The following is a 21,483-nucleotide window of genomic DNA, read 5'->3' as shown; positions in this document are numbered from 1 at the left end:
TGAAAATCCGCCCTAATCAACTCCTTGATTTTCAGTAGCTGATTACATTCAGCTACTGGCTAACTAGTTTTGACAGACCTTTAACGTTGCGCGATCGGCACATATGCTGCCTCGTGTGTCCCTGTATAAATCTGGGTTGGGCGGAAAATCCGATTCTCGTTGAGCTGCTCCTTCCAGTGTGCTAACCAACCAGCCGTGCGGGAGATCGCAAAAACTGGGGTGAATAAATCAGATGGAATACCCAATTTTCGATAAACCACCCCTGAATAAAAGTCTACATTTGGATAAATACCCTTGTGACCCAAATTCTCCTCAACTGCTTTCTCCAGTTCAACCGCCACATCGTAATACTCATCACGACCATACTTTTCAAACAGTTGCTCTGCTAAATGCTGCAAGATTGTAGCGCGTGGATCCTTCACCTTATAGACACGATGACCAAAGCCCATAATCTTGCCTTTCTGGGCTAACTGCTTCGCTAACCAGGGGCGCACATTTTCCACTGTGCCAATTTCCTCTAGCATGAGAATAACTTCCTCATTCGCTCCGCCATGTAGAGGTCCAGCCAGCGTTCCAACAGCAGACGCAACCACCGCATACGGATCGGTTAGCGTCGAAGCCGTTACCAGGGCTGAAAACGTTGAAGCATTGATGGTGTGTTCGGCATGAAGCATCAAGCACACATCAAAAATATGAGCCGGAAACGGATCTGGCTCTCGCTCATTCAGCATATAGAGAAAATTTGCGGCATACCCTAGATCATCACGGGGTTGCACAGGGTCATTACCCTTCCGCATCAGTTGAAACGCTGCCACCATTGTAGGAATTTTTGCTAACAGCCTGACTACAGCCTCACGGATATACGTGGGATCATCAAGCGCACGGCGAGAGTAAAACAGCCCCAGTGCTGCTGCACATGCCTGTAGCGCGTCCATTGGGTGCCCACTTTCAGGAAAGCACTTCATCATGTCACGAACGCGATATTTGAGTCGTCGATGATAAGTAATTTCGTGCTCAAACAACTCTAATTCTGCTTCGGTTGGCAATTCGCCCCAAATAAGGAGATATGCCGTTTCTAGAAAGTTGCCTTTAGACGCTAACTCTTCAATGGCAATCCCGCGATATTCTAAAACGCCTCGCTGTCCATCAACAAAACTAATGCTGGACTGAGTGGCGGGAATGCCTTCTAGACCTGCCCTATATTCGCAGACAGTCATAGTTCTACCGTTTACTTACAAAAATGGGCTTACTCAAGCTAACTTATCAGAAACTAGAAAACTGTATCCCTCTGAGCCGACCGATCGGCTAGTCTTGCTGCAAGGTAATGCCAGTTTCTCTACGTTGTAGACGTTGAGATTCACAACAATTAACAAAATTAATAAAATTCTAGCGCTTCTAGCAAGATGTCTATCTTCAGCATGGGGTGTAAAAACGCTATTAGCTTATAAAGCAGCATAATCTTGTGATCGCATTCAGCATTACCACAAAGTAAGTATTTTTGATGCGAAAAATTGCCGCATCAGACAAAATTAGTTATTATTTAGCTAGGCAGCCTGCTACTGCATAGAGACGTAGCCTGCTACTGTAAACAGCTTCAATTTATGTTGACAAGCTAACCGTTCCCCCTTGTAACCCTGCATTTTTGAGGGAGGGATGATGTGGCTGCCTTAGCCCTTTCAAACTAGGAGTTTTATGACCCAGAGACGATCTCGTCACAAGTTGGACACTGATTCAACTCGAGAAGATGCAACGCAAGCATACAGTGCATCAACTGTGCAACGCGAGATGACCAAAACGCTACGAGAGCGCGTTAGCCGAGAAGACACCGAAGTAAGAATGGCGAGCCAGTCTCGTTCTTCTCATCCAAGTTTGGCGAGCTTAATTGAACGAGATGCGCCTCTGCAGGCGCATAGTATGCTGGTTTTGATGTATGGTCCATTTCAAGCCGAAATGGTTCCTGAGGAAGGACAAGGCGTTGCCTCCTGGTTAAAAGAATGTGTCAGGAAGCACGGCATTCCCAGTTTGCTTCGATTTGATTACCGCCGTCGGGCACAAGTGTTCCGTCGTGACCAATTTCAGCCTTGGTTGGAGTCGTTGGTAACTCAGATACCAAATTAGATTGTGATTGGTTCGCTGTGCAGTCTTGTCTCTATAGCGCTCTTTATGTGACCGCTTCTTTCGATGTGGGGTGGACTGAATCGTTCTGGCTACAAGTGTACAACTACGCCTTATACAGTTATGCAGCACCCGTTTATAAGTCTGTGTTTTTAACTGATGCGTTTTGAAACGCGTGTTTGGGTGCCTCTGCCAATAAAAGTTTTTGTTTGTGAGAAGGTTTGTTCGAGCGCAATGTTAAGCCGCGGGAGCATAACATCCGTAAATTTTCGTAGTGTACCGAGCTACCTCACTATAAATCTAAGAACAAGCTAGAACGGTTACTGATGATGATAGGTCGCTGAAACTGTTACTAATGGTAGAGGACTCCCTCTGGGTCATTATCAGGCGGTTTACGGCACTCTGCAACTTTCATAACCTATGCTGGGCAAAATCCTTGGGGGACGCTACCAGATTATCCGTCATCTGGGTGGCGGCGGTTTCGGACAAACCTATTTAGCTGGTGATTTGCACCTCCCTGGAAAGCCTCAGTGCGTTGTCAAGCAGCTTAAGCCTAGAATGACTGATCCAGAAGCGTTACAGGCTGCTAGGCGCTTGTTCGATTCTGAAGCAGAAGCACTGTATGCTTTGGGCAATCACGAGCAGATTCCCAGGTTGTTTGCCCACTTTGAAGAAGGGCAGGATTTCTACCTGGTGCAAGAGTTTATCGAAGGACAAGTGCTCAGTCGAGAACTCAAGATTCAGCCACAGTTTGCCGAAATAGAGGTAATTCACCTACTGCAAGATCTTTTAACGGTCTTGGAGTTCGTGCATCAGCAGCAGGTCGTGCATCGTGATATCAAACCTTCAAATCTGATTCGGCGAGAGAGCGATCGCCGTTTAATTTTGATTGATTTTGGTGCAGTCAAACAGATCGGTGTACAGTCACTCGATGCCGATGAAGCCAGCGTTACGATCGCGGTTGGCTCTTCTGGCTATATGCCAAACGAGCAATTAGCAGGTAAACCCCGCTTTAGCAGTGATGTTTATGCAGTGGGTATGCTGGCAATTCAGTGCTTAACAGGAATCTATCCCAAAAAACTCAGGGAAGATCCCAAAACCAGCGAAATTATCTGGCGCGATCAGGTGCAGGTCAGTCCAGAGTTTGCCAACATGCTGGATATGATGGTGCGCTACGATTACCGTCAGCGTTATGAGTCTGCCAAAGAAGCACTGGAAGTGCTGCGATCACTAACCACTACCGCTCCAGTGGCGGCCGTCTTGGCAGAGCCAACGGTTGTCAGTTTTGATGGGCACCTTGCTTGGCTAGAGCGTGGTGACGATCTCTTTCAACGCCAGCGCTATAAAGAAGCGATCGTTGCCTATGACCGCGTGATTCAGGCAAAGCCCGATGATGATGTGGCATGGTTTAAGCGAGGCATGGCGCTGGAAAACCTGAAGCGTCACGACGATGCGGCAGCATCGTATGAACGAGTGGTACAGCTTCACCCTCACGATTATCTGGCGTGGTACAAGCACGCCTGTGTCCTAGTGCTGCTACAGCGTTATGACGATGCCTTACCATCGTTTGAGCGAGTCGTGCAACTCCAGCCTGCTAACTACTGGGCATGGCATGACCGGGGTAAAGTGCTCGAAAATTTACAGCAAGCCGATGAGGCGATTGCATCCTACGATCGCGCTGTACAGCTTAAACCCGATTTTCAGCTGGCAGTCGAAAGCCGCAAACAGCTTTTGAGCCAATTGCGGCGAGTGGATACGCTCTACCACTTGCAGCACTACGACGAGGCGCTTGCGTCCTGCGATCGTACGATTGAACAGGATCCTGATGATGCTCTAGCCTGGTTTATGCGTGGCATGGCGCTAGACAATTTACAGCGCTACGAAGAAGCTGTGGTCGCTTATGACCGGGTAGTCGAACTCCAACCAGATGACTATGTGGTGTGGTTCAAGCGAGGCACCATTATGGAGAAACTGCTCCGCTATGAAGAAGCGGTTGCCTCTTACTACAAGGTGGTGCAGATTCAGCCAGATAACTACTGGGCATGGTATGACCGAGGACGCTTGCTTGAAAGCCTGCATCAGCATGAAGCATCGATCGCGTCTTACGATCGTGCGATGCAGTTAAAGCCCGATTTTCAAGAGGCGGTGGAGGGGCGTAGACGAGTACTGCAACAGCTCAAGTCTGGTGAAACTGCGCCACTAGAGGAAGATGATGCAACGATCGCGTCCACATATCAGCCTGGAGGGGTTTATAAACAAGCTGCAATTGACCTTAAAGCACACCACTTTCAAGATGTACTAAAGGAGTATCGGGATCGTCTTCACCCGGAATCATTTCTACCAGTACCTGGAGCAGAAGAGACTGTTATCAGCAAGCCTAAACGCACTGAAGCAAGTGGTGTTCATCAGCTTGACGGCTCTGAGGACACAATCGTTAGCCTTCCAAAAACAGAGGACGATTTTCAGCAAGGGGCAAGTGGCACTCAGCGTCTTGAAGTTGCTCGTCCGGCGACTTCCACTGCTATGAATGGTGCTGGTTACGATCGTTGGCTCAACGAAGGGCGCACGTTAGAAAAGCAAAAGCGCTATGCCGAAGCCTTAAACGCCTATGACCAAGCGCGTGAACTGCGTCCAGATGATGCTGCTCTTTGGCGCTGCCGAGGCAATGTCCTGTATGGGTTAGAACGTTATGAAGAGGCGATCGTCTCCTATCAGCAGGCATTGACGCTTAAGCCGGATGATGAAGCGATCTACTGCTGCGTCGGCGGTGCTTTTGTACGGCTGAAGCACCATCAGGATGCACTTACTTGCTTTGAGCAGGCAATCCAGCTTAAGCCCAACAGCCATATTGCTTGGTATTGGCGAGGTCGTGCGCTGTACGAGCTAAGGCAGTATGCAGACGCTGTGCAATCGCTAGAGCAAGCCTTAACAATTAAGCCTGAGTTTCAACCGGCAATGAGCGATCGCGATCGTATCCAACATCAGCTCAGAGCGTTAAAACTACAAACCTGACCTCACCAGGGCAACGCTTCAGCGTTTGCAACGGAATCGGAAATGTCCACAGCGGTATCAGATGCCACTGCTCCTGCATAATCAGCCGCTTTGCATGATGAAGGTGTACTGCATGGTACTGAATCTGCACGCCCTCTAATAGCCTACGTCCTTCGCGATTATCGCTTGCATCTGTTTCAATGCCGGAATTAAGTATTGAGACAAAGTGAAGGCATCAACGCCCAAGATTGTACGCTCCTGCATGGCTAGAGTCCCTGCCTGAGCGTGCCACCAAACCCCCGCCTGCACACTGTCCAGCACGGTTTGTGCTGGTAAGGGAGTTGCGATCGCCTGTGCTAATAAACCACCTAGCAGTCCCGTAAGGACATCACCACTACCGCCACGCGCAAGAGCAGCAGTGCTTTCAGGATTAATCCTAACAGCACCTTCGGCATTGGCGATCGCCACCCGTGCGCCCTTTAACAGCACAATGGCACCTGACTGTGCAGCAGCAACTTGAGTAGCAGTGATCCGGCAGAGCATTGGTTCTGCATGGTCTGGAAAGAGGCGTTTAAATTCCCCAAAATGCGGCGTAATGACTGTTGGCGCTTGCCGTTGTTGCAGCGTCGGCAGCGTACCCATTTGGGCAAGAATATTTAAGCCATCTGCATCCAGGACGATCGTCTGTTTTTGCTGCAAGACCTGTTGCACAACGGTAGTCGCATCCGTCGTCAGTCCCGGACCGCAAGCAATCGCGTCATAGGCATCTAAGTCAATCTCATCGGGCAATTGAGCAATTGCGCCTGATGCTGTTTCCTTACAACCCCAGACTAGCGCTTCAGGTAGCTGTGCTGTAAGGATTGTCTTTAAAGTCTGGGGCACCGCGATCGACAACATCCCCGCTCCACTGGCACGTGCCCCTAGGGCAGTGAGCAACGCGCCGCCAGCATAACGGTGAGAGCCGCAAATCAGCAGCACGTGCCCCATCTTATATTTATGAGCGGTGGCAGGGCGCACTAGGGGTAGATGAGCGATCGCGTGCGCTGGCGTTATGCGCTGTATAGCAGGTGGATTACCTAATACTGCCCAAATGTCTGCAAGCGGGAGGTCAAAATCAATCAATTCAACACGACCTACATGGTCAAGCGCCTGATCTTGCAGCAACCCTTGCTTCCATAAACCAAGGCAAAGCGTATGGGTTGCGCGTACTGCTGTCCCTAAAACTACTCCAGTGTCGGTATGCAACCCCGAGGGAAGGTCTATGCTAACGATCGGTTGAGACCATTGATTGATTTGGTTTACCGTAGCGGCGATCGCATCATTGAGCGATCGTTCCAGCCCAAACCCAAACAAGCCGTCAATCAACAGATCGCAAGCTTGCAGTGCCTCTATCGCTTCAACAAAACGCATCCCTAACTCTTTGCAGTAGCGCTGGTGCTTAGCAGTTAAATTCTTGAGCGTTGAGAAGGGACAATAAAGCGAGACAGCAAAGCCCTTAAAGTGCAGCTCGCGCGCTACAACTAATGCATCGCCACCATTATGTCCTGGTCCTACTAACACACCGATCTGCTGGCGTGTGTCAGGGTACAGCGTCGCCACTCGCCGCGCAATCAGCCCTGCTACTTTTTCCATGAGTGCCTCAACAGGCATCCCTGCTGCAAAGACGCGCGCTTCAATCTGCCGCATCTGCTCGGCAGTTACTATAATTTGCTGAATAGCTTGAGTTCTGATCAGCACAATGAAAGCGGTGACACAGTTGTACTGATTTTAACGGCTATAGTACACCCGCGAATCAAAACCACCCCCATTAAGAAATTGGCTAATCTTCTTAGCATCACTATGCTGCGCGAAGGGACCAATCTCTAAGTGTGGACCTAGCGGCGCATTCTTTTCCTGAATGGCTTCTTGACGGATACCCATCCGAATTACTCGCTCTGTTAATGCGGGCAATTCTTCTCTGCTCCCTGGAACAACCACTAGATAGCGGCTGGTTGTAACAACTTTCGAGGGTGCGGCAGTCATTTCTGCATTACCCATTGTCATTTCAGCAATAATGCCTTGGGCATTGAGGGCAGCAATTAGCCGTCGCGCACTTGCTTCGTCGCCAAAAGTTCTGGCTTGAATGATGGCTTGCCCCTGATAGCGTTGAATTGACGCAGTTGGTTCAATGGCTCGCACTTGCTGCAACAGATAGGAGCTATCTCCATTCACATAAACAGTGTATTGACTACTTGCACCCTGCCGATTGATTGGCGCTAGAAAGACGGTTTCGCCGCCAGGTGTTGCGGTTGAGTTTGTGGACAAGGGTGCATTTGTCAATCCTGGTACTGAGACCGTTGGGGGGGGTGGCAGTGGTACAACTTGCTGGGCTTGACCCACTGCGGCAGTTGTAAGAGAAACGATCGCCCAAATACTTACAAACTGCGATCGTAGACCTAAGCTGCCTACAGCCTGAGCGAAATGCCTTACTGATCTGTGCGGCTGATTTGTTGCCATCATGCAAGCTCCTCACGGCATCCTTTCAATGCCAGCCATAGTACACGCAGAGTGCAAAAATGGCACAAAAAAGCGGCACAGAAGATCTGCACCGCTTTTTATCAGGAGTTTAACTACGCTCAACTACTTACACAATTTGCTGTAGTTCACGTTCAAGCAAATTAATCAAGGTTTGGTCCTGCTTATCCCGTGCAACTTGAAGACGGTGCTGCAAGTTTTTGTAGAGATTGTCGCGATGAACGGCTGCGAACTCTGCGGGGCTAGCCGCTTTTCTGTTAAAGGCAGGTCTGCTCGGTACAACAGGAACTGCCTTTCTGCTAGTGGGGAAGGTCTCACCATTCAAAGAGTAAGCAACACCACGGTAGTGCAACGGTCCAACAGGTTGTGCAACTGACCGACGTGGTTCCACGTTAGGGTCAACAGCGTAAACGGTGCCGCGATAATGAAGTTGATAAGTAGGTCTGAGGGCGCGGAAAACATTTGCTTCCCGATCGGCTTCAGCACCACCGGGAGTATAGTTATAATGAGCGCCACGGTAAGTAAGTTGCATGGTCTTCGCCTCTTGGTTAAATGCGTTGTGTGTGGTGAATGAGGCGCGTTCCTTCGGGACTTCTCCCTACTTCCGTCTGCCGAATTTAATTAGCGGCTAGATGAACGTTTTCTTTATATCTGTATTATAAGCTACAGAATTAGGGGCAAACAGCACTTTAGTGAAACTTTATACTATGTGCGCTAAGATCTGTCGATCGGATGGTCAGCAGGTTGATAGGTTCGTATAGCGAGATGCAAGGTGTTGATAATTGGCTGTAGTCGACACATAGCGAAATGAACGCTAGCTAGAGCAACCAGCGATCATTCGTTTTCTAAAACTTTGCCGAGATATTACTGCTCTAACGATGCGGCAGCAGACCTTTTGTTGCTAGCCAGTCGCGGTTGAAAAGTTTTGATTGGTAACGACTGCCGCTATCGCACAGTATGGTGACGATTGTATGTCCAGGACCAAGTTGCTTTGCTAGGGCGATCGCTGCTCCCACATTAATGCCAACTGAGCCACCCATAAATAGTCCGTCTTTTTCCAGTAGCTGATACAACACGCGCACTGCCTCAGTATCATAAACCTGGATAGCATCGTCGGCTGGGGCACCCTTCATATTGTCAGTCACACGGCTGTTGCCAATGCCTTCAGTAATAGAACTGCCTTCTGGGTTTGGTTCACCTGTTTTAACGTAGCTGTAGAGCCCGCTCCCCATAGGATCAGCAAGGACACACTGAATGCTGGGATTCTTTTCTTTCAAAAAAAGAGAGACTCCAGCATAGGTGCCGCCTGTACCCGTTGCAGTAACCCAGACATCGACTTTACCGTCTGTTTGTGCCCAAATTTCGGGACCAGTCGTGGCGTAATGGGCTTGACGATTTGCCAGATTATCAAACTGGTTTGCCCAGATTGCGTTTTCCATCTCTGAGGCAATGCTGCCAGAAAGCCTGACGTAATTATTCGGATCTTTATAGGGCACAGCGGGAACTGTACGCACTTCGGCACCCAATGTTCGCAAAAGATCGATTTTTTCTTGCGACTGTGTTTCGGGAATGATGATCAGGCATTTGTAGCCTTTGGCGTTACAGATATGCGCCAGCCCAATGCCCGTATTACCGGCAGAGCCTTCGACAACGGTTCCTCCTGGCTTAAGCAGACCTTTTGCTTCAGCATCTTGAATGATATATAGTGCTGCCCGATCTTTGACCGAGCCACCCGGGTTCAGAAATTCTGCCTTGCCCAGGATCTCACAACCCGTTTCATCGCTGAAACTATTCAGCCGAATTAGTGGGGTGTTGCCGATCGCGTCGATGAAGCCGCTCTTGATATCCATGCTGCAAACTACCTAGTAAGTCCCTATAAAGATTTTGGCGTAAAGCGACCAGTCTGACGATCTCCTTTTAGAGGCAGAACGTTCACAAAAAACGGATGCTGCACAATGACTGCACAGCATCCGTCAGGTTCCAGTTTACGTTACTGGTGATTCAGCTTACGAGTAGCTGAAGTTGATGTAGAAGAACCCATTGGAAAGCGTGCCGCCTGTACCACCATCCGACACCGAGAATTGGAAGGTTTCACTAGTGCCGTTACCGAGGTAGTCGAAGCTGAGACTACCTGAATCAATATCTGCCTGAGTGAAGGTTCCTCCCGCAGTAACCTGAGTGCCATTAAGTCGCAGAATGCCGACCGTTGGATTTGGTACAGATGTCAGTGTGTAAGTCAACTGAGCCGTTGTGTTATCAACATCTGACACCTGGAGTAAGTCGTTGCTAATAACGGTGAGTGAAGGCGCCTCGCCTGCCAAGAGCAAGCCACTGTTGCTTACTAACGTTGGTGGATCGTTTATAGGATTGATGTTGATGTTGAAAACGCGATCAGGCAAGGTAATTGCACCATCTGACACTCGGAAGACAAAGACATCGCTACCCGTTGGTTCGCTGCCATTATGGACATAGGTGAGTGAGCCCTGATCGATTTGCTGTTGCGTTACAACTGCGCCTGCGCTCAGTGTTGTACCGTTCAGCAGGAGTACGCCCGAGAGGGGTACGGTTGGCAGCGTATATCTTAACTCAGAGGTTAAGTTATCTGGATCGGAGGTTCTCAGCAACGTGTTGGTAATATTCAGCGTTGCACCTTCGTTCACTGTGGCAGGACCTACCGAGACGATCGTTGGTGCATCATTAACATTGGCAATGTCAATATTGAATGTCCTACTGCCGGTTGTTCCGCCTGCGCCATCATTCACCGCAAAGATGAAGCTGTCACTGTTGGTTTCGCTACCGTTGTGGCGATAAGAGACACGGTTGGAGTCAATGTCAGCTTGAGTAAAGCTCTGTCCTAAGGTGAGCGCACTACCATTCAACCGCAGGTTCCCATTATTTGGGCTGCTACTTAAGGTGTATCGTAGTTGAGCCGTTGTGTTGTCGGCATCACTGACACGCAGCAAGGTGTTGGAGATGGTAGTCGTTGCGCCTTCGGTCAGGCTCAGTCTAGTGTTGTTAACGATCGTGGGCGCATCATTCACCGGATTAATCACAATGTTGAAGGTAGCCTCGCCGCTACCAGGAACTGTGATACTACCCGGCGTGTTGTCAAAGACCCTGAAGGTAAAGCTATCGCTCGTTGTCTCGCTGCCGCTATGAACGTAGGAGAGATAGCCGCTGTTGACATCTGCCTGAGTAAACGTGCCACCAGTCGCCAGAGTAAGGGTAGTGCCGCTGCCGTTTGAGAGGCGTAAACTGCCTGTTGTCAGAGGGTTGGGAGCACTAAACAGCGTGTAGACAAGCTGAGCAGGCGTATTATCTACATCTGTAAAGCGGAGTTGCGAATTGGTGATCACACTAGAGGTACTTTCGCTTAATGTCAGCGCCCGATTTGTCAGCAGAAGGGGAGCATCATTCACCGAGGTAACGGTAATGGCAACGGAGTTAGTGACTATGCCAGGTGCACCAGAGCCTGTATTGCCTTGGTCATTAACGGTGACATTGAGCGTATCAGCACCAAAGTAGTTCGCCTTTCCGCGATAGGTCAGGGTGCTGAGTGCAGGGGTAAGGGCTGCCAGTGTACCAATGTAGGTGATCGCACCAGTACCGATGCCCGTGATTGCGCCGCCACTACCGACCGTACCTAGCGTCAGAGTGCCATTGCTGACAGCAAAGGTCACTTGAATCGGACTAGCTCCAGAATCTACATCGGTTAGTGTGATGGCTCTACCTGCGTTGAAGACCAGGTTGGTATCTTCATTAACCGTCTGTGCGCCTGGTACAGTCAGTACTGGTATATCGTTAACAGCATTGACATTAACACTGATCGTCTTGAGGTCGGTGAGCGGACCACCAAAGCCTGTGTTGCCCTGGTCATTTGTCCTAATGGTAATCGTATCGGCTCCGTTGTAGTTGAGCTTGCCTCTATAGGTGAGGTTGGCGATCGCGGTATTGATGTTATCCAGCGTATCGGTCAGCGTGAGGGTGGTAGTACCCGCGACCAGCGGATCGAGGGTTAACGTACCGTTGACAGCTGAGAGGGTTACGGTAATCGGGCTCGCGCTTGCATCCACATCGGCAAGACTGATGCCAGAAAGTGTCAGGTTAGTATCTTCATCTACTGTTTGGCTGCCCGGAACATTGATGATGGGGGCATCGTTAACAGCAGTTACAGTTAGAACCAGCGTTCTATTGTCGATACCGATCGGTCCAGACCCTATATTGCCCTGGTCATTAGCGGTAAGCGTTAATGTATCCGACCCATTAAAGTTCAGATTGCCACGATAGCTAAGACCAGACAGGGCGGCATTAATGTCGCTGAGCGTGCCACTGAAGGCGACACTGCCGCTGTTGTTAGAACCAGCAGTGATAGTGAGTCCAGTAGTATTGCCTAGTTGGAGCGTGCCGTTAGCTACAGAGAGTGTGACTACGAGCGGGCTGCTGACTGAATCAACGTCTCGGAGGCTGATGCCTGCGATTGCTAATGTCGTATCTTCACTGACTGTTGGTGGGTTCGGCAGAGTGAAGACAGGTGCATCGTTGATTGCCGTAACGTTGATGGTGAAGGTTTGGAGTGCAGAGCTATCTACACCACCTAGCTCCGTACCACCACCATCTCTAAGCTGCACGGTCACAATCGCTGTACCGTTAGCATTGGGAGCCGCTGTATACGTGAGAGTGCCCGTTGCAGGATCTATGGTGGGAGCAACCGAGAATAGGGACGGATTATCAGTATTGACCAGGAAATTGAGTGGCTGAGCTGCTTCATTAGCTGGTCCTGCCAAAATCCCTGTTGCCCAGCCAGTGATTGTTTGTGCACCTGCATCTTCTGCAATGGTTTGATTCGCGCCCTTTATAAAGGACGGCGCATCGTTAACGGGGTTTACCGTAATCGTAAAGGTGCTGGCGGGCGAAGTATCTATACCACCATTAACCGTACCGCCGTTGTCCTTCAGGTTGACTGTTACAGTAGCGACACCATTAGCATTGGGCGCAAGCGTGTAGGTAAGTCTGCCTGTAGGGTCGATCGTCGGTGCAGTGGTAAATAGACTAGCGTTACTGTTCGAGGTGACGAAGTTCAGTGTCTGGCTGGCTTCATTGGCTGGTCCTGTAGAAATGCCTGTTGCCCAGTTCACCGTCTGTGGTGCCGCATCTTCATTTACAACCAAGTCAGTGCCTGCTGTAAAGATAGGCACATCATTAACAGGGGTGACATTTACCGCGATTGTTCTCTGGATACTTAATGCACTGGATGCACCAACAGCCCCTTGATCATCCACCTTGAGCGTTATGGTGTCCGTACCGAAGTAGTTGGCTTTGCCTTGATAGCTGAGAGTCGCTAAAGCTGCCCGTACGCTATCGATCGCGCCTGTGAAGCTAAGTGTACCGTCGCCATTAGTTGAACCGTCAGCAAAGGTAAGTCCACCTGTTGTTCCTAATGTAAGCTGCCCGTTCAGCGTACCCAGAGTCACTTGAATAGGGTTAGTGCCTGAATCAGCATCAGTGGTAATAATCAGGTCTGCCAGTGACAACACTGCATCTTCTAAAACGGTTTGTGCTCCAGGTACAGTCAAGGTTGGCGCATCGTTGATGGGGTTAACAATCAGGTCGATCGTTTTCGTATCCGTCTGTATGCCACCAGCCCCAGTGCTACCTTGGTCAGTCACAGTGATACTGACTGTGTCAGGACCGTTGAAATTCAAGAGTCCTCTATAGACCAAGCTACCTAGCGCATTGTTGACTGCTGTGAGCTGACCGGTCAGCGTAACCTGATTGGAGCCGTTGTTGTTTACAGTCAAGCTACCAGGATTGAGGCTGAGTGTGCCACCAGAAGCTGAAAGCGTCACCACTAAAGGATTGCTGCCAAGATCTGCATCGCTGACACTGATGCGATTTGCTCCTGTAAAGGCAAGCGGGAGATCTTCATTCACTGACTGGAAGCCCGGAACTGTCAGCGTTGGCGCGTCATTTACTGGTGTGACGTTAATGCTGAAGGTCGTGAGTGCAATCGTACCGGTCGAGCCATCTGAGGCAGTAAAGGTAAAGCTATCTGTAGTGGTCTCGGTCCCATTGTGGGTATACGAGAGGCGATTGCTAGCAATGTCTGCTTGCGTAAAGGTTTGACCTGCCGATAGTGCTGCAGCACCAAGTGTGAGGCTACCTCTAGTCGTGCCAGTGCCTAACGTGTAGGTTAAGGGACCAGGACCATCATTGTCAGTAATTGATAGAGCGGTACTGGCGATCGTGGTGGTTCCCCCTTCTGCCAATGTCAAACCCAGGTTACTAGCAATGCCGGGGATATCGTTAACAGGCGTGACTGTAATATTGAAGATGCTCGGACCAACTGGCGTTGTCACCACACCATCAGTTACGTTGAAAGAAAAACTATCAGACAGCGATTCGCTGCCATTGTGCCGATAGACCAGTTGCCCACTGTTCAGATTCGCTTGCGTAAAGCTAGTCACAGCGCTACCACCCAGCGACAACGTACCGTTTGTAGGTGCACTGGTCACGCTATAGATTAGGTTTGTCAGTGGCGGATTGTCGCCATCGCTCACCTGTAACACGCTGCTGCTGATGGTGGTCAGCGCACCCTCAAGGAGTGTGATGCCGCCGTTAGAAACCAGAACGGGCGCGTCATTAACAGGTGCCACCGCAATGTTGAAGGTTGTAAGAGCCAGAGTGCCTGTAGTAGAGCCATCAGACGCTGTAAAAGTAAAGCTATCCGCAGTTGTTTCCGAACCGTCGTGGGTATAGGAGAGACGATTGCCTGTAACATCTGCCTGCGTGAATGTCTGCCCCGCTGAGAGGGTTGCTGTGCCTAGCTTTAGAGCACCTCTGGTCGTGCTAGTGCCCACTGTATAAGTTAACGGACCCGGACCATCGCTATCAGTGATAGCAAGGATAGTGCTGGCGATCGTGGTGGTTCCCCCTTCTGCCAATGTCAGCCCAAGATTATTAACAATGCCAGGTGCATCATTGGCTGGAATCACAGAGATGTTGAAGGTCTGGGAAGCGGTTGTCGCCGTACCATCGCTAAGTGTGAAGCTGAAGCTATCTGAAATCGACTCACTGCCGTCATGCACGTACTTGAGTTGACCACCTGCCAGTTCAGCCTGCGTGAAGCTGGTAACGGTTGTCGCTCCTAGAACCAGGCTACCGTGGGCTGGTGTCGAAGCTGTATAGATAATCTGTGGGTTTAAATTATCAGCATCAGTGGCACTCAATAGCGTTGTTGTAATACTGCCAGCAGAACCTTCCGAGAGCGTTAGCCCAACATTAGATACTAGGAGCGGCGCATCATTAACTGGGGTCACCGCAATGCTGAAGGTCGTGCTGGGAATTTCTGCCCCAAATGGGTCGGTAGCTGTAAAGCTAAAGCTATCGCTGGTGGTCTCACTGCCATTATGCTGATACGTCAGGCGGTCAAGCGTATTGATATCTTGCTGCGTAAAGGTTTGTCCAGCCGTTAAAGCGGTGCCGTTGAGCTTTAAGTCACCATTTAGTGGTTTTTGACCCAGCATATATCTTATCTGTGGTGGTGGGTTGTCTGGGTCTGTAACCTCCAGCAGCGTACCGCCAATACTAACTGTTGCTCCTTCGCTAAGGGTCAAGCCTCCATTTGATCTAAGTACAGGCGGCGAGTTGACAGGCGAAACAATAATGTTGAAGGTTGAGTTGGCAGTAGCAGTGTTGCCATCAGAGACACTGAAGACAAAACTGTCACTATTTGTGTTACTGCCGTTGTGATTGTAGAGAATACGGTTGTTATTTACGTCTGCCTGGGTGAACGTACCGTTAGCAGCAAGTACATTATTGCCAACAAAGATTGTGCCGTTGATAGGTAACGTGCTTACCGTATAGATAATCCGGTCTGGAAGCTGCGGCGAAATGCCAGGACCTGTAAATTCAGCGTCAGTGGTTTGCAGCATCAGCGGTGTGATGATTGGCGCAAATCCTTCGGTGACAGTCAACCCTTGGTTTGAAATAAGTACCGGAGCATCGTTAACAGGTGTAACGCTAATGCTAAAGGTTTGCGGGGATGGCAGGACGGTACCACCAGCTCCATCGGTAACAGTGAAGCTGAAGCTATCGTTTACCGTTTCAGACCCATTGTGGCTATAGCTTAAGCTCGTGCCGCTGCTGATAGTAGCTTGGGTGAAAGTGCCTCCTGCCGAGATTGCTGTGCCATTTAACAGCAGACTACCGTTAGTTGGCGCACCATTGAGGCTATAAATCAACTGCGCTGCCGTTTGCTCGATGTCAGTAACAAGCAAATTGAGGCTGGAAAGACTGGCAGCAGCGCCTTCGCTAAGTGTCAGCGCTTGCTTAGTCACTAGCGTGGGTACATCGTTAACAGGAATGATATTAACGGCAAAGGTAGTATTACCAATTACGCCTCCAACCCCGTCTGACACGCTAAAGACAAAGCTATCAGCGAGTGTTTCGCTGCCGTTCTGGCTGTAGCTGAGTCTGCCAGCATCAATATCAGCCTGGGTAAAGACGCTATTTTGAGCGATCGCTGCCCCATTCAAACGCAGGCTACCTTTTGCAATATCTGGAGGCGTTGCTAGCGTATATGTCAGTTGAGCAGGCGTATTGTTCTCATCTGTCACCCGCAACAAAGTATTGCTAATTGTTAGCGCTGCGCCCTCACTGATAGTCAATGCATTATTGCTGACCAGCACAGGTAAATTATTAGCGCTAATGTTTAGGGCATAGGGACTACTGCCATCTACTGCCGCAACCTGAATGTAGTAAGTTCCTGCTATCAGATTATCGACTGTAAGTGCTTCAGAAGCATTGCCGCCATTTAAGGAGCTTCCTACAACGCCGCCAGAGGTATCATACAGCCGCAGATCTAGATTACCGTTAAATGCGCCGCTGCCTCCGCTGCCTCCGCCGTTCAACGCCAAGCTAAGTCGTGTGGTACTACCAACAGAGAACTGGTAGTAATCGTTTGCATCAGTGCCGCTAACCGCATCACGATAGGTGCCATTGCCATTGATAGGACCGATCGAGAAAGCTGTAGTAGTTAGGTTGCCAGCAGCATCGGCACGCACCGCTGGGAGCAGACGATTAAAGGGAGGCGTAGCTCGCCAATTGCCAGCAGTAAAACCAGTTAAAAAATCTAAGGAAGTAAAGGTTGTGCCATCCAAATACCAGACAATATTTTCACCCGTTACAGGATTGCGCCAAAGGATGTCTGTTTTACCATCATAATTAAGATCAAGTGCACCCTCGATCCGCCAGTCAAAGACAGTTACAGCAGGTAAAGACACAGAGCCAATTCGTGTCGTGCCATTCATCAACCAGATGAAGTTATTCTCAGCAGCGGGTGAAGGTGCGTAGTTACGCCAGAGGATATCAGGGTTGCCGTCATTGTTGAAGTCAGCAACTGCCTGAATACGGGTACTAGTGTTTGGTAACGATTCGATAAAAGGACTTGAGGTAATAGTAGCTCCATTGAGAAACCAAATAACGTTTTGCCCAGTTGCGTAGTTACGCCAAACGAGATCGGCTTTACCATCACTATTAAAGTCGCCAGTCCCCTGAATTTGCCAATTGAGATCGGTGACAGGAGGAAGCGCTAAAGTGCTTGATACTAGCGTTGTCCCATCCATAAACCACAACGCTTCTTGCCCAGTCGAATAGTTGCGCCAAATGATGTCAGTATTGTTATCACCGTTCAAATCACCTGTTGCCTGAATAACCCAATTAGTATCTGAAACAGGTGTCAGGAAAAGACTAGAGACAAGGGTAGAGCCATCCATTACCCATATGGCGTTCTCTCCACCGCCAGCGACATAGTTTCGCCAGAGGATATCTGTTTTGGTGTTGCTATTTGCAGTGACGTTAATGTTGTAGTTAGTGCTAGGGGTTGTACTGCTCGGATTAAGCGGGTCAGTAGCCGGTCCTGGCAAGATGCGAATGTAATAAGTACCGGGGTTGAGAATACCGTTGATGGATTCTGCTAGTGTGCCAGTGTTGGACGAACTCAGCGCGGAACCGTCTGTATCTGTAGCGATCGCTCCAGCGCTATTTAGTATCTGGACATCTGCATTGGCACTTAACCCTGTTAGCGATAACGTAAAACTGCTAGCACGGGTCAGTTTGAAGCTGTAATAATCATTAGAATCGAGAGTGCCAGCGTCTACACCGATAAACTCGGTCAGCGTCTGTGTACTCGCGATCGGGAAGATAGGTTTAGCGGTCGCTAACGTGTTACCGATGGAATCTGCGGGCATTGTTGTCACACTACGATGGCTTTGCTATGTTGCCCCTCTCATCTTGTTTTGCTCACAAAGTAACGATTATTTTTTATATCTTCACAGAACTCCTGTTTTGCAACTAAAAAAATCAGGGTTTCTACGTAGAAACCCTGACAAGCTATAGCAGTACTGCTGTACGGAGCATTAACCTTGACGCAATTACTTAGAAGACCTAATCACCTAAACCGTTGCCTGCTGGCGCTGGTAGAGAGACCAATACAAGCCCTTACTCCGCAGCAGGTCGTCATGAGTGCCTTTTTCAACTAGCACCCCCTTCTCCAGCACGACGATTAAATCAGCTCGTTTTAGCGGTGCAAAGCGATGGGCAATCAAAAACACCGTACGGTTTTGCGACACTTTCTGAATGTTCTGTAGAACCTGCTGCTCAGTTTCTGCATCCAGCGCACTGGTTGCTTCATCTAATACCAGTAGAGGTGCATTGGAGAGGAATAGTCGTGCCAACGCAATGCGCTGTCGCTGTCCACCTGATAGAGCGGTGCCCCGCTCACCCACACTCGTTTCGTAGCCGTGCTGCAATTCACTAATAAAATCGTGGGCAACTGCCAGTCGTGCGGCTTCAATCACCTGTTCGGCACCAATGTCGGGGTTGCCAAGGCTGATGTTTTCTAACACTGACCCATTGAAAAGAAAATCTTCTTGCAACACTACGGCAACCTGCTGACGTAGGGACGCAAGGTCCGCACTCTTAATATCAAACCCATCAATCAAAATGCGACCCGATTCCACTGGATACAGGCGTTGAATGAGCTTCGAGAGCGTACTTTTGCCGGAGCCGCTCCGCCCCACTACTCCTACTAGCATTCCTGGCTGTACACTGAAGGAAATGCCGCGTAGTACAGGCTCTTGCGTTGGATAGTAGCGGAAAAATACTTGATCGAATGCGACCTGTCCTTGCAAGGGTGGCAGCACCAAGCCTGAACCTGCCTCAGCTTCGGGAGCCGTATTAAGGATGTCGCCAATACGATCGACCGAGAGAAGCACTTGCTGAAGATTTTGCCAAAGCTGCACTAGACGCAACAGTGGTCCTGTCATTCTACCCGACAGCATTTGGAAGGCAATTAATTGACCGATCGTCAGCTTCTGCTCAATCACCAGCTTGGCACCTACCCAAAGAATAATCAGGTAAGAGAAGTGAGTAAGAAAATCGGCAATATTGTTGCTGATGTTAGATGTCGTAGAGGCTTTGAAACCTGTGCGGATAAATCGAGCAAACAGCCCTTCCCAGCGATCTCGCGCTACGCGTTCAGCTGTATGCGCCTTGACCGCCTGAATCCCAGTAATCGTTTCGACCAGGAAGGATTGACTATCGGCGCTGCGATTGAAGGTTTCGTTCAACCAGTTTCGCAGAATTGGCGTTGCTGTCAACGTCAGCAGCGCAAAAAGAGGGACTACAGCCAGCGACACCCAGGTCAGCGGAATGCTGTAGGCGAACATAATCACTAGGTAGACGACAGCAAAAATCGCATCCAAAATGACCGTTAAGGCTGTCCCAGTCAAGAATTGGCGAATATTTTCGAGTTCTTGCACACGGGCAACCGTATCACCGACACGACGTGCCTCGAAGTACGATAGCGGCAGGCGCATTAAATGCCGGAAGAGTTGGGCAGAGAGGCTAAGATCAAGCCGCCGTGCCGTATGCGTAAAGATAAAGAGACGCAGAATGCCTAATCCCGCTTCAAAAAAAGCTACACCTAGGAGGGCAAGCGCCATCACATCTAATGTAGAGAGGCTGCCCTGTACCATTACGCGATCGATAACAACCTGCGTAATCACTGGGGTTGCCAGCCCCAAAATTTGTAGTGTGAAAGATGCCAGCAGCACCTCACCCAGCAGTTTGCGATAGTTCCAGATTGCTGGTAGGAACCAGGCAAGGCTAAAGGTCTCTTGCTTCTGGATTTGCTCAATTTGCCAAAGCTGACCATCCCAAACGCTTTCGACTAGCGATCGTGGAATACTTTCGCAGGTTTGGCTGGGGTTGAGCGGATCTGCCACGATGAGCCGATCGCCCTTGACTGCATATGCTATGACCCAGTGCGTGTTTGAGTCAATGGCAGTCCGCACTGAGCGAGGCAAAATTAGGCTTGAACCACTTGCAGCACCAGAGCTATCTTTCCACTGCATCAGTGCTGGCAGCCCAAGCTGACGCAAATTAGTCCAGGCAGTATCAATCCGTCGCAGTTGCAAGCCAATCTTTTCGGCAGCTTCTACAACTTCAGCCGATCGCTGTCCGCGTACCTGTCGTTGTACCCACTCTAACTGCGCCGGAATTTGGCAATGGCTAGCTGCCATGGTTAAGCAGGCGGCAGCAGTATTAACACCCGCTACAAAGGGAAAGCCAGAAACGGGTTGTGGTGTCTCGTTTGTCTGGGGCAAATGGTGATTGCGTTGCAGCGCCCAAAAGCGCTCAAGTTCGGCAGAGAAGACCTGATCCCATAGCTCGACCTTCCACTGGGCGATGACCACATCTTTGTCCGCTGCTCGAGCCTTCCAGAAACCGGGCAGATCCAGTCGATCGCCCAGCCAGTCGCCTTTCTTAAGTAGGGTTGATTGCCCTTCTTCGGGCACTAGTCGCACTTTGCCGGTGACAACCAAAAGTTGGCTACCAGGCTCATCGGTAGACCAGAGCATATCCCCTAGGCTAAACCGACGGATGGTCGCAGCTTGCTTAAACTGCACCTGCTGGTCGGGGTTTAAGAACGAGAGGGGCGGTACGTCCCAGGGTAAATCTGTCGTTAGTTCGTTGGTAATCATTCGTTTACCTGTAGCTTAACGGTCATGGTCTGAATTTTTTCTGATAGCCATTTTTCAAACAATTCGTTCTGCATCGCTTGCCGTAGCTGGTTGTCTTCCAGGGTCGCAGGCAAAAATTGCTCGACTCGAAAAATTGCCCAAAAGTTTTCAAACTCTAGCGGTCCGACTAGTTCGCCGGGACTGGCAGAATCGATCGCAGCTCTCAGTGCATCTGGCAGTGTCCCTCGGCTGACTGGACCCATCATGCCGTTGGCAACCCGCTCATCAGCGGTGGAATACTCTCGTGCCAACTGCTCAAAATTTGCCCCTTCCGCAATCTGGCTCTGCAATTCTTCTGCTAGCTCTTTGCTGGCAACGACAATGCGAGACAGCACAACGCGATCGAAAAAGATTTTGCGCTCAATAAAGTACTCTTGCAGGCGCTCGTTCGTTACCTGTGCCTTTAACTTTTCGAGCTTAAAACTACCCATGATTTGAGTATGAAACTGTTCATAACTCAAGCCGTTGCGGTTCAACCATTCCTGAAAGACCTTGCTATCTGTAAGCTGCTGCTGCAAGCGAAAATCAATCACTGCTTGCTCAACGATCGCAGGGCTAATCTCAATATCTTGCCTGGTTGCCAGCGATTGCTCTAGAACGTACTGCCGCAGAATATCACCAACGAAGGCTTGCAGCTTGCCTGCTGCTTGCAGATGCCGCAAACATTGCCGTAGAGAAAGGGGCTGTTCATCAACGACTAACAAGGCCTTTGATTCCGCTGCTTGTAATTCCATGGAGTAACTAAGTCTATTAAGGTCTAGAGTCTGTTGCTATCTTGCCC

The 21,483-nt window shown here is 49.8% G+C and carries 10 protein-coding genes and 1 riboswitch; of the genes, 2 read left to right on the top strand and 8 right to left on the bottom strand.

What is annotated here, in order from left to right:
- Nucleotides 1-80 precede the first annotated feature (80 nt).
- Nucleotides 81-1,217, bottom strand: coding sequence for a citrate synthase (locus tag H6F76_RS10545; protein WP_190448618.1), 1,137 nt, complete (start codon nt 1,215-1,217; stop codon nt 81-83).
- 475 nt (nt 1,218-1,692) lie between these two features.
- Here H6F76_RS10545 and H6F76_RS10540 point away from each other — a divergent pair, with 475 nt between their 5' ends.
- Both H6F76_RS10540 and H6F76_RS10535 read left to right on the top strand, forming a co-directional pair.
- Entirely contained in the window at nt 1,693-2,118 is a 426-nt protein-coding gene (locus H6F76_RS10540; RefSeq protein WP_190448619.1) for a hypothetical protein, read from the top strand.
- A 417-nt stretch (nt 2,119-2,535) separates the two neighbouring features.
- A complete protein-coding gene (locus tag H6F76_RS10535) occupies nt 2,536-5,127 on the top strand; it encodes a serine/threonine-protein kinase (RefSeq protein ID WP_190507999.1) in 2,592 nt (863 codons plus the stop codon).
- Nucleotides 5,128-5,262: 135 nt separating this feature from the next.
- On the opposite strand, the gene H6F76_RS10530 is transcribed toward H6F76_RS10535, so the two are convergent.
- From H6F76_RS10530 to H6F76_RS10500, 7 genes are all read right to left on the bottom strand, one after another.
- Entirely contained in the window at nt 5,263-6,843 is a 1,581-nt protein-coding gene (locus tag H6F76_RS10530; RefSeq protein ID WP_190507997.1) for an NAD(P)H-hydrate dehydratase, read from the bottom strand.
- Between the two features lie 30 nt (nt 6,844-6,873).
- A complete protein-coding gene (locus tag H6F76_RS10525) occupies nt 6,874-7,605 on the bottom strand; it encodes a hypothetical protein (RefSeq protein WP_190507995.1) in 732 nt (243 codons plus the stop codon).
- A gap of 124 nt (nt 7,606-7,729) precedes the next feature.
- Nucleotides 7,730-8,152, bottom strand: coding sequence for a DUF4278 domain-containing protein (locus H6F76_RS10520; protein WP_190507993.1), 423 nt, complete (start codon nt 8,150-8,152; stop codon nt 7,730-7,732).
- Nucleotides 8,153-8,194: 42 nt separating this feature from the next.
- A riboswitch (Glutamine riboswitch) is annotated at nt 8,195-8,261 on the bottom strand.
- A gap of 231 nt (nt 8,262-8,492) precedes the next feature.
- The gene (locus tag H6F76_RS10515) at nt 8,493-9,470 is read right to left on the bottom strand and encodes a cysteine synthase A (protein WP_190507990.1); all 978 of its coding nucleotides are present in this window, start codon (nt 9,468-9,470) and stop codon (nt 8,493-8,495) included.
- 156 nt (nt 9,471-9,626) lie between these two features.
- Nucleotides 9,627-17,867, bottom strand: a complete 8,241-nt coding sequence (locus H6F76_RS10510) for a cadherin-like domain-containing protein (RefSeq protein WP_190507989.1) — start codon at nt 17,865-17,867, stop codon at nt 9,627-9,629.
- A 204-nt stretch (nt 17,868-18,071) separates the two neighbouring features.
- The gene (locus H6F76_RS10505) at nt 18,072-20,663 is read right to left on the bottom strand and encodes a type I secretion system permease/ATPase (protein WP_190507988.1); all 2,592 of its coding nucleotides are present in this window, start codon (nt 20,661-20,663) and stop codon (nt 18,072-18,074) included.
- Nucleotides 20,660-21,436, bottom strand: a complete 777-nt coding sequence (locus H6F76_RS10500; RefSeq protein ID WP_190448627.1) for a peptidylprolyl isomerase — start codon at nt 21,434-21,436, stop codon at nt 20,660-20,662. The genes H6F76_RS10505 and H6F76_RS10500 overlap by 4 nt, the downstream gene beginning before the upstream one ends.
- Between the last annotated feature and the right edge of the window lie 47 nt (nt 21,437-21,483).

Origin of the sequence: Leptolyngbya sp. FACHB-321, from assembly GCF_014695975.1 — a bacterium.
GTDB lineage: Bacteria > Cyanobacteriota > Cyanobacteriia > Leptolyngbyales > Leptolyngbyaceae > Stenomitos.
The sequence above is the reverse complement of the archived record's forward strand: the minus strand, read 5'-3'. Positions and strand labels throughout refer to the sequence as shown.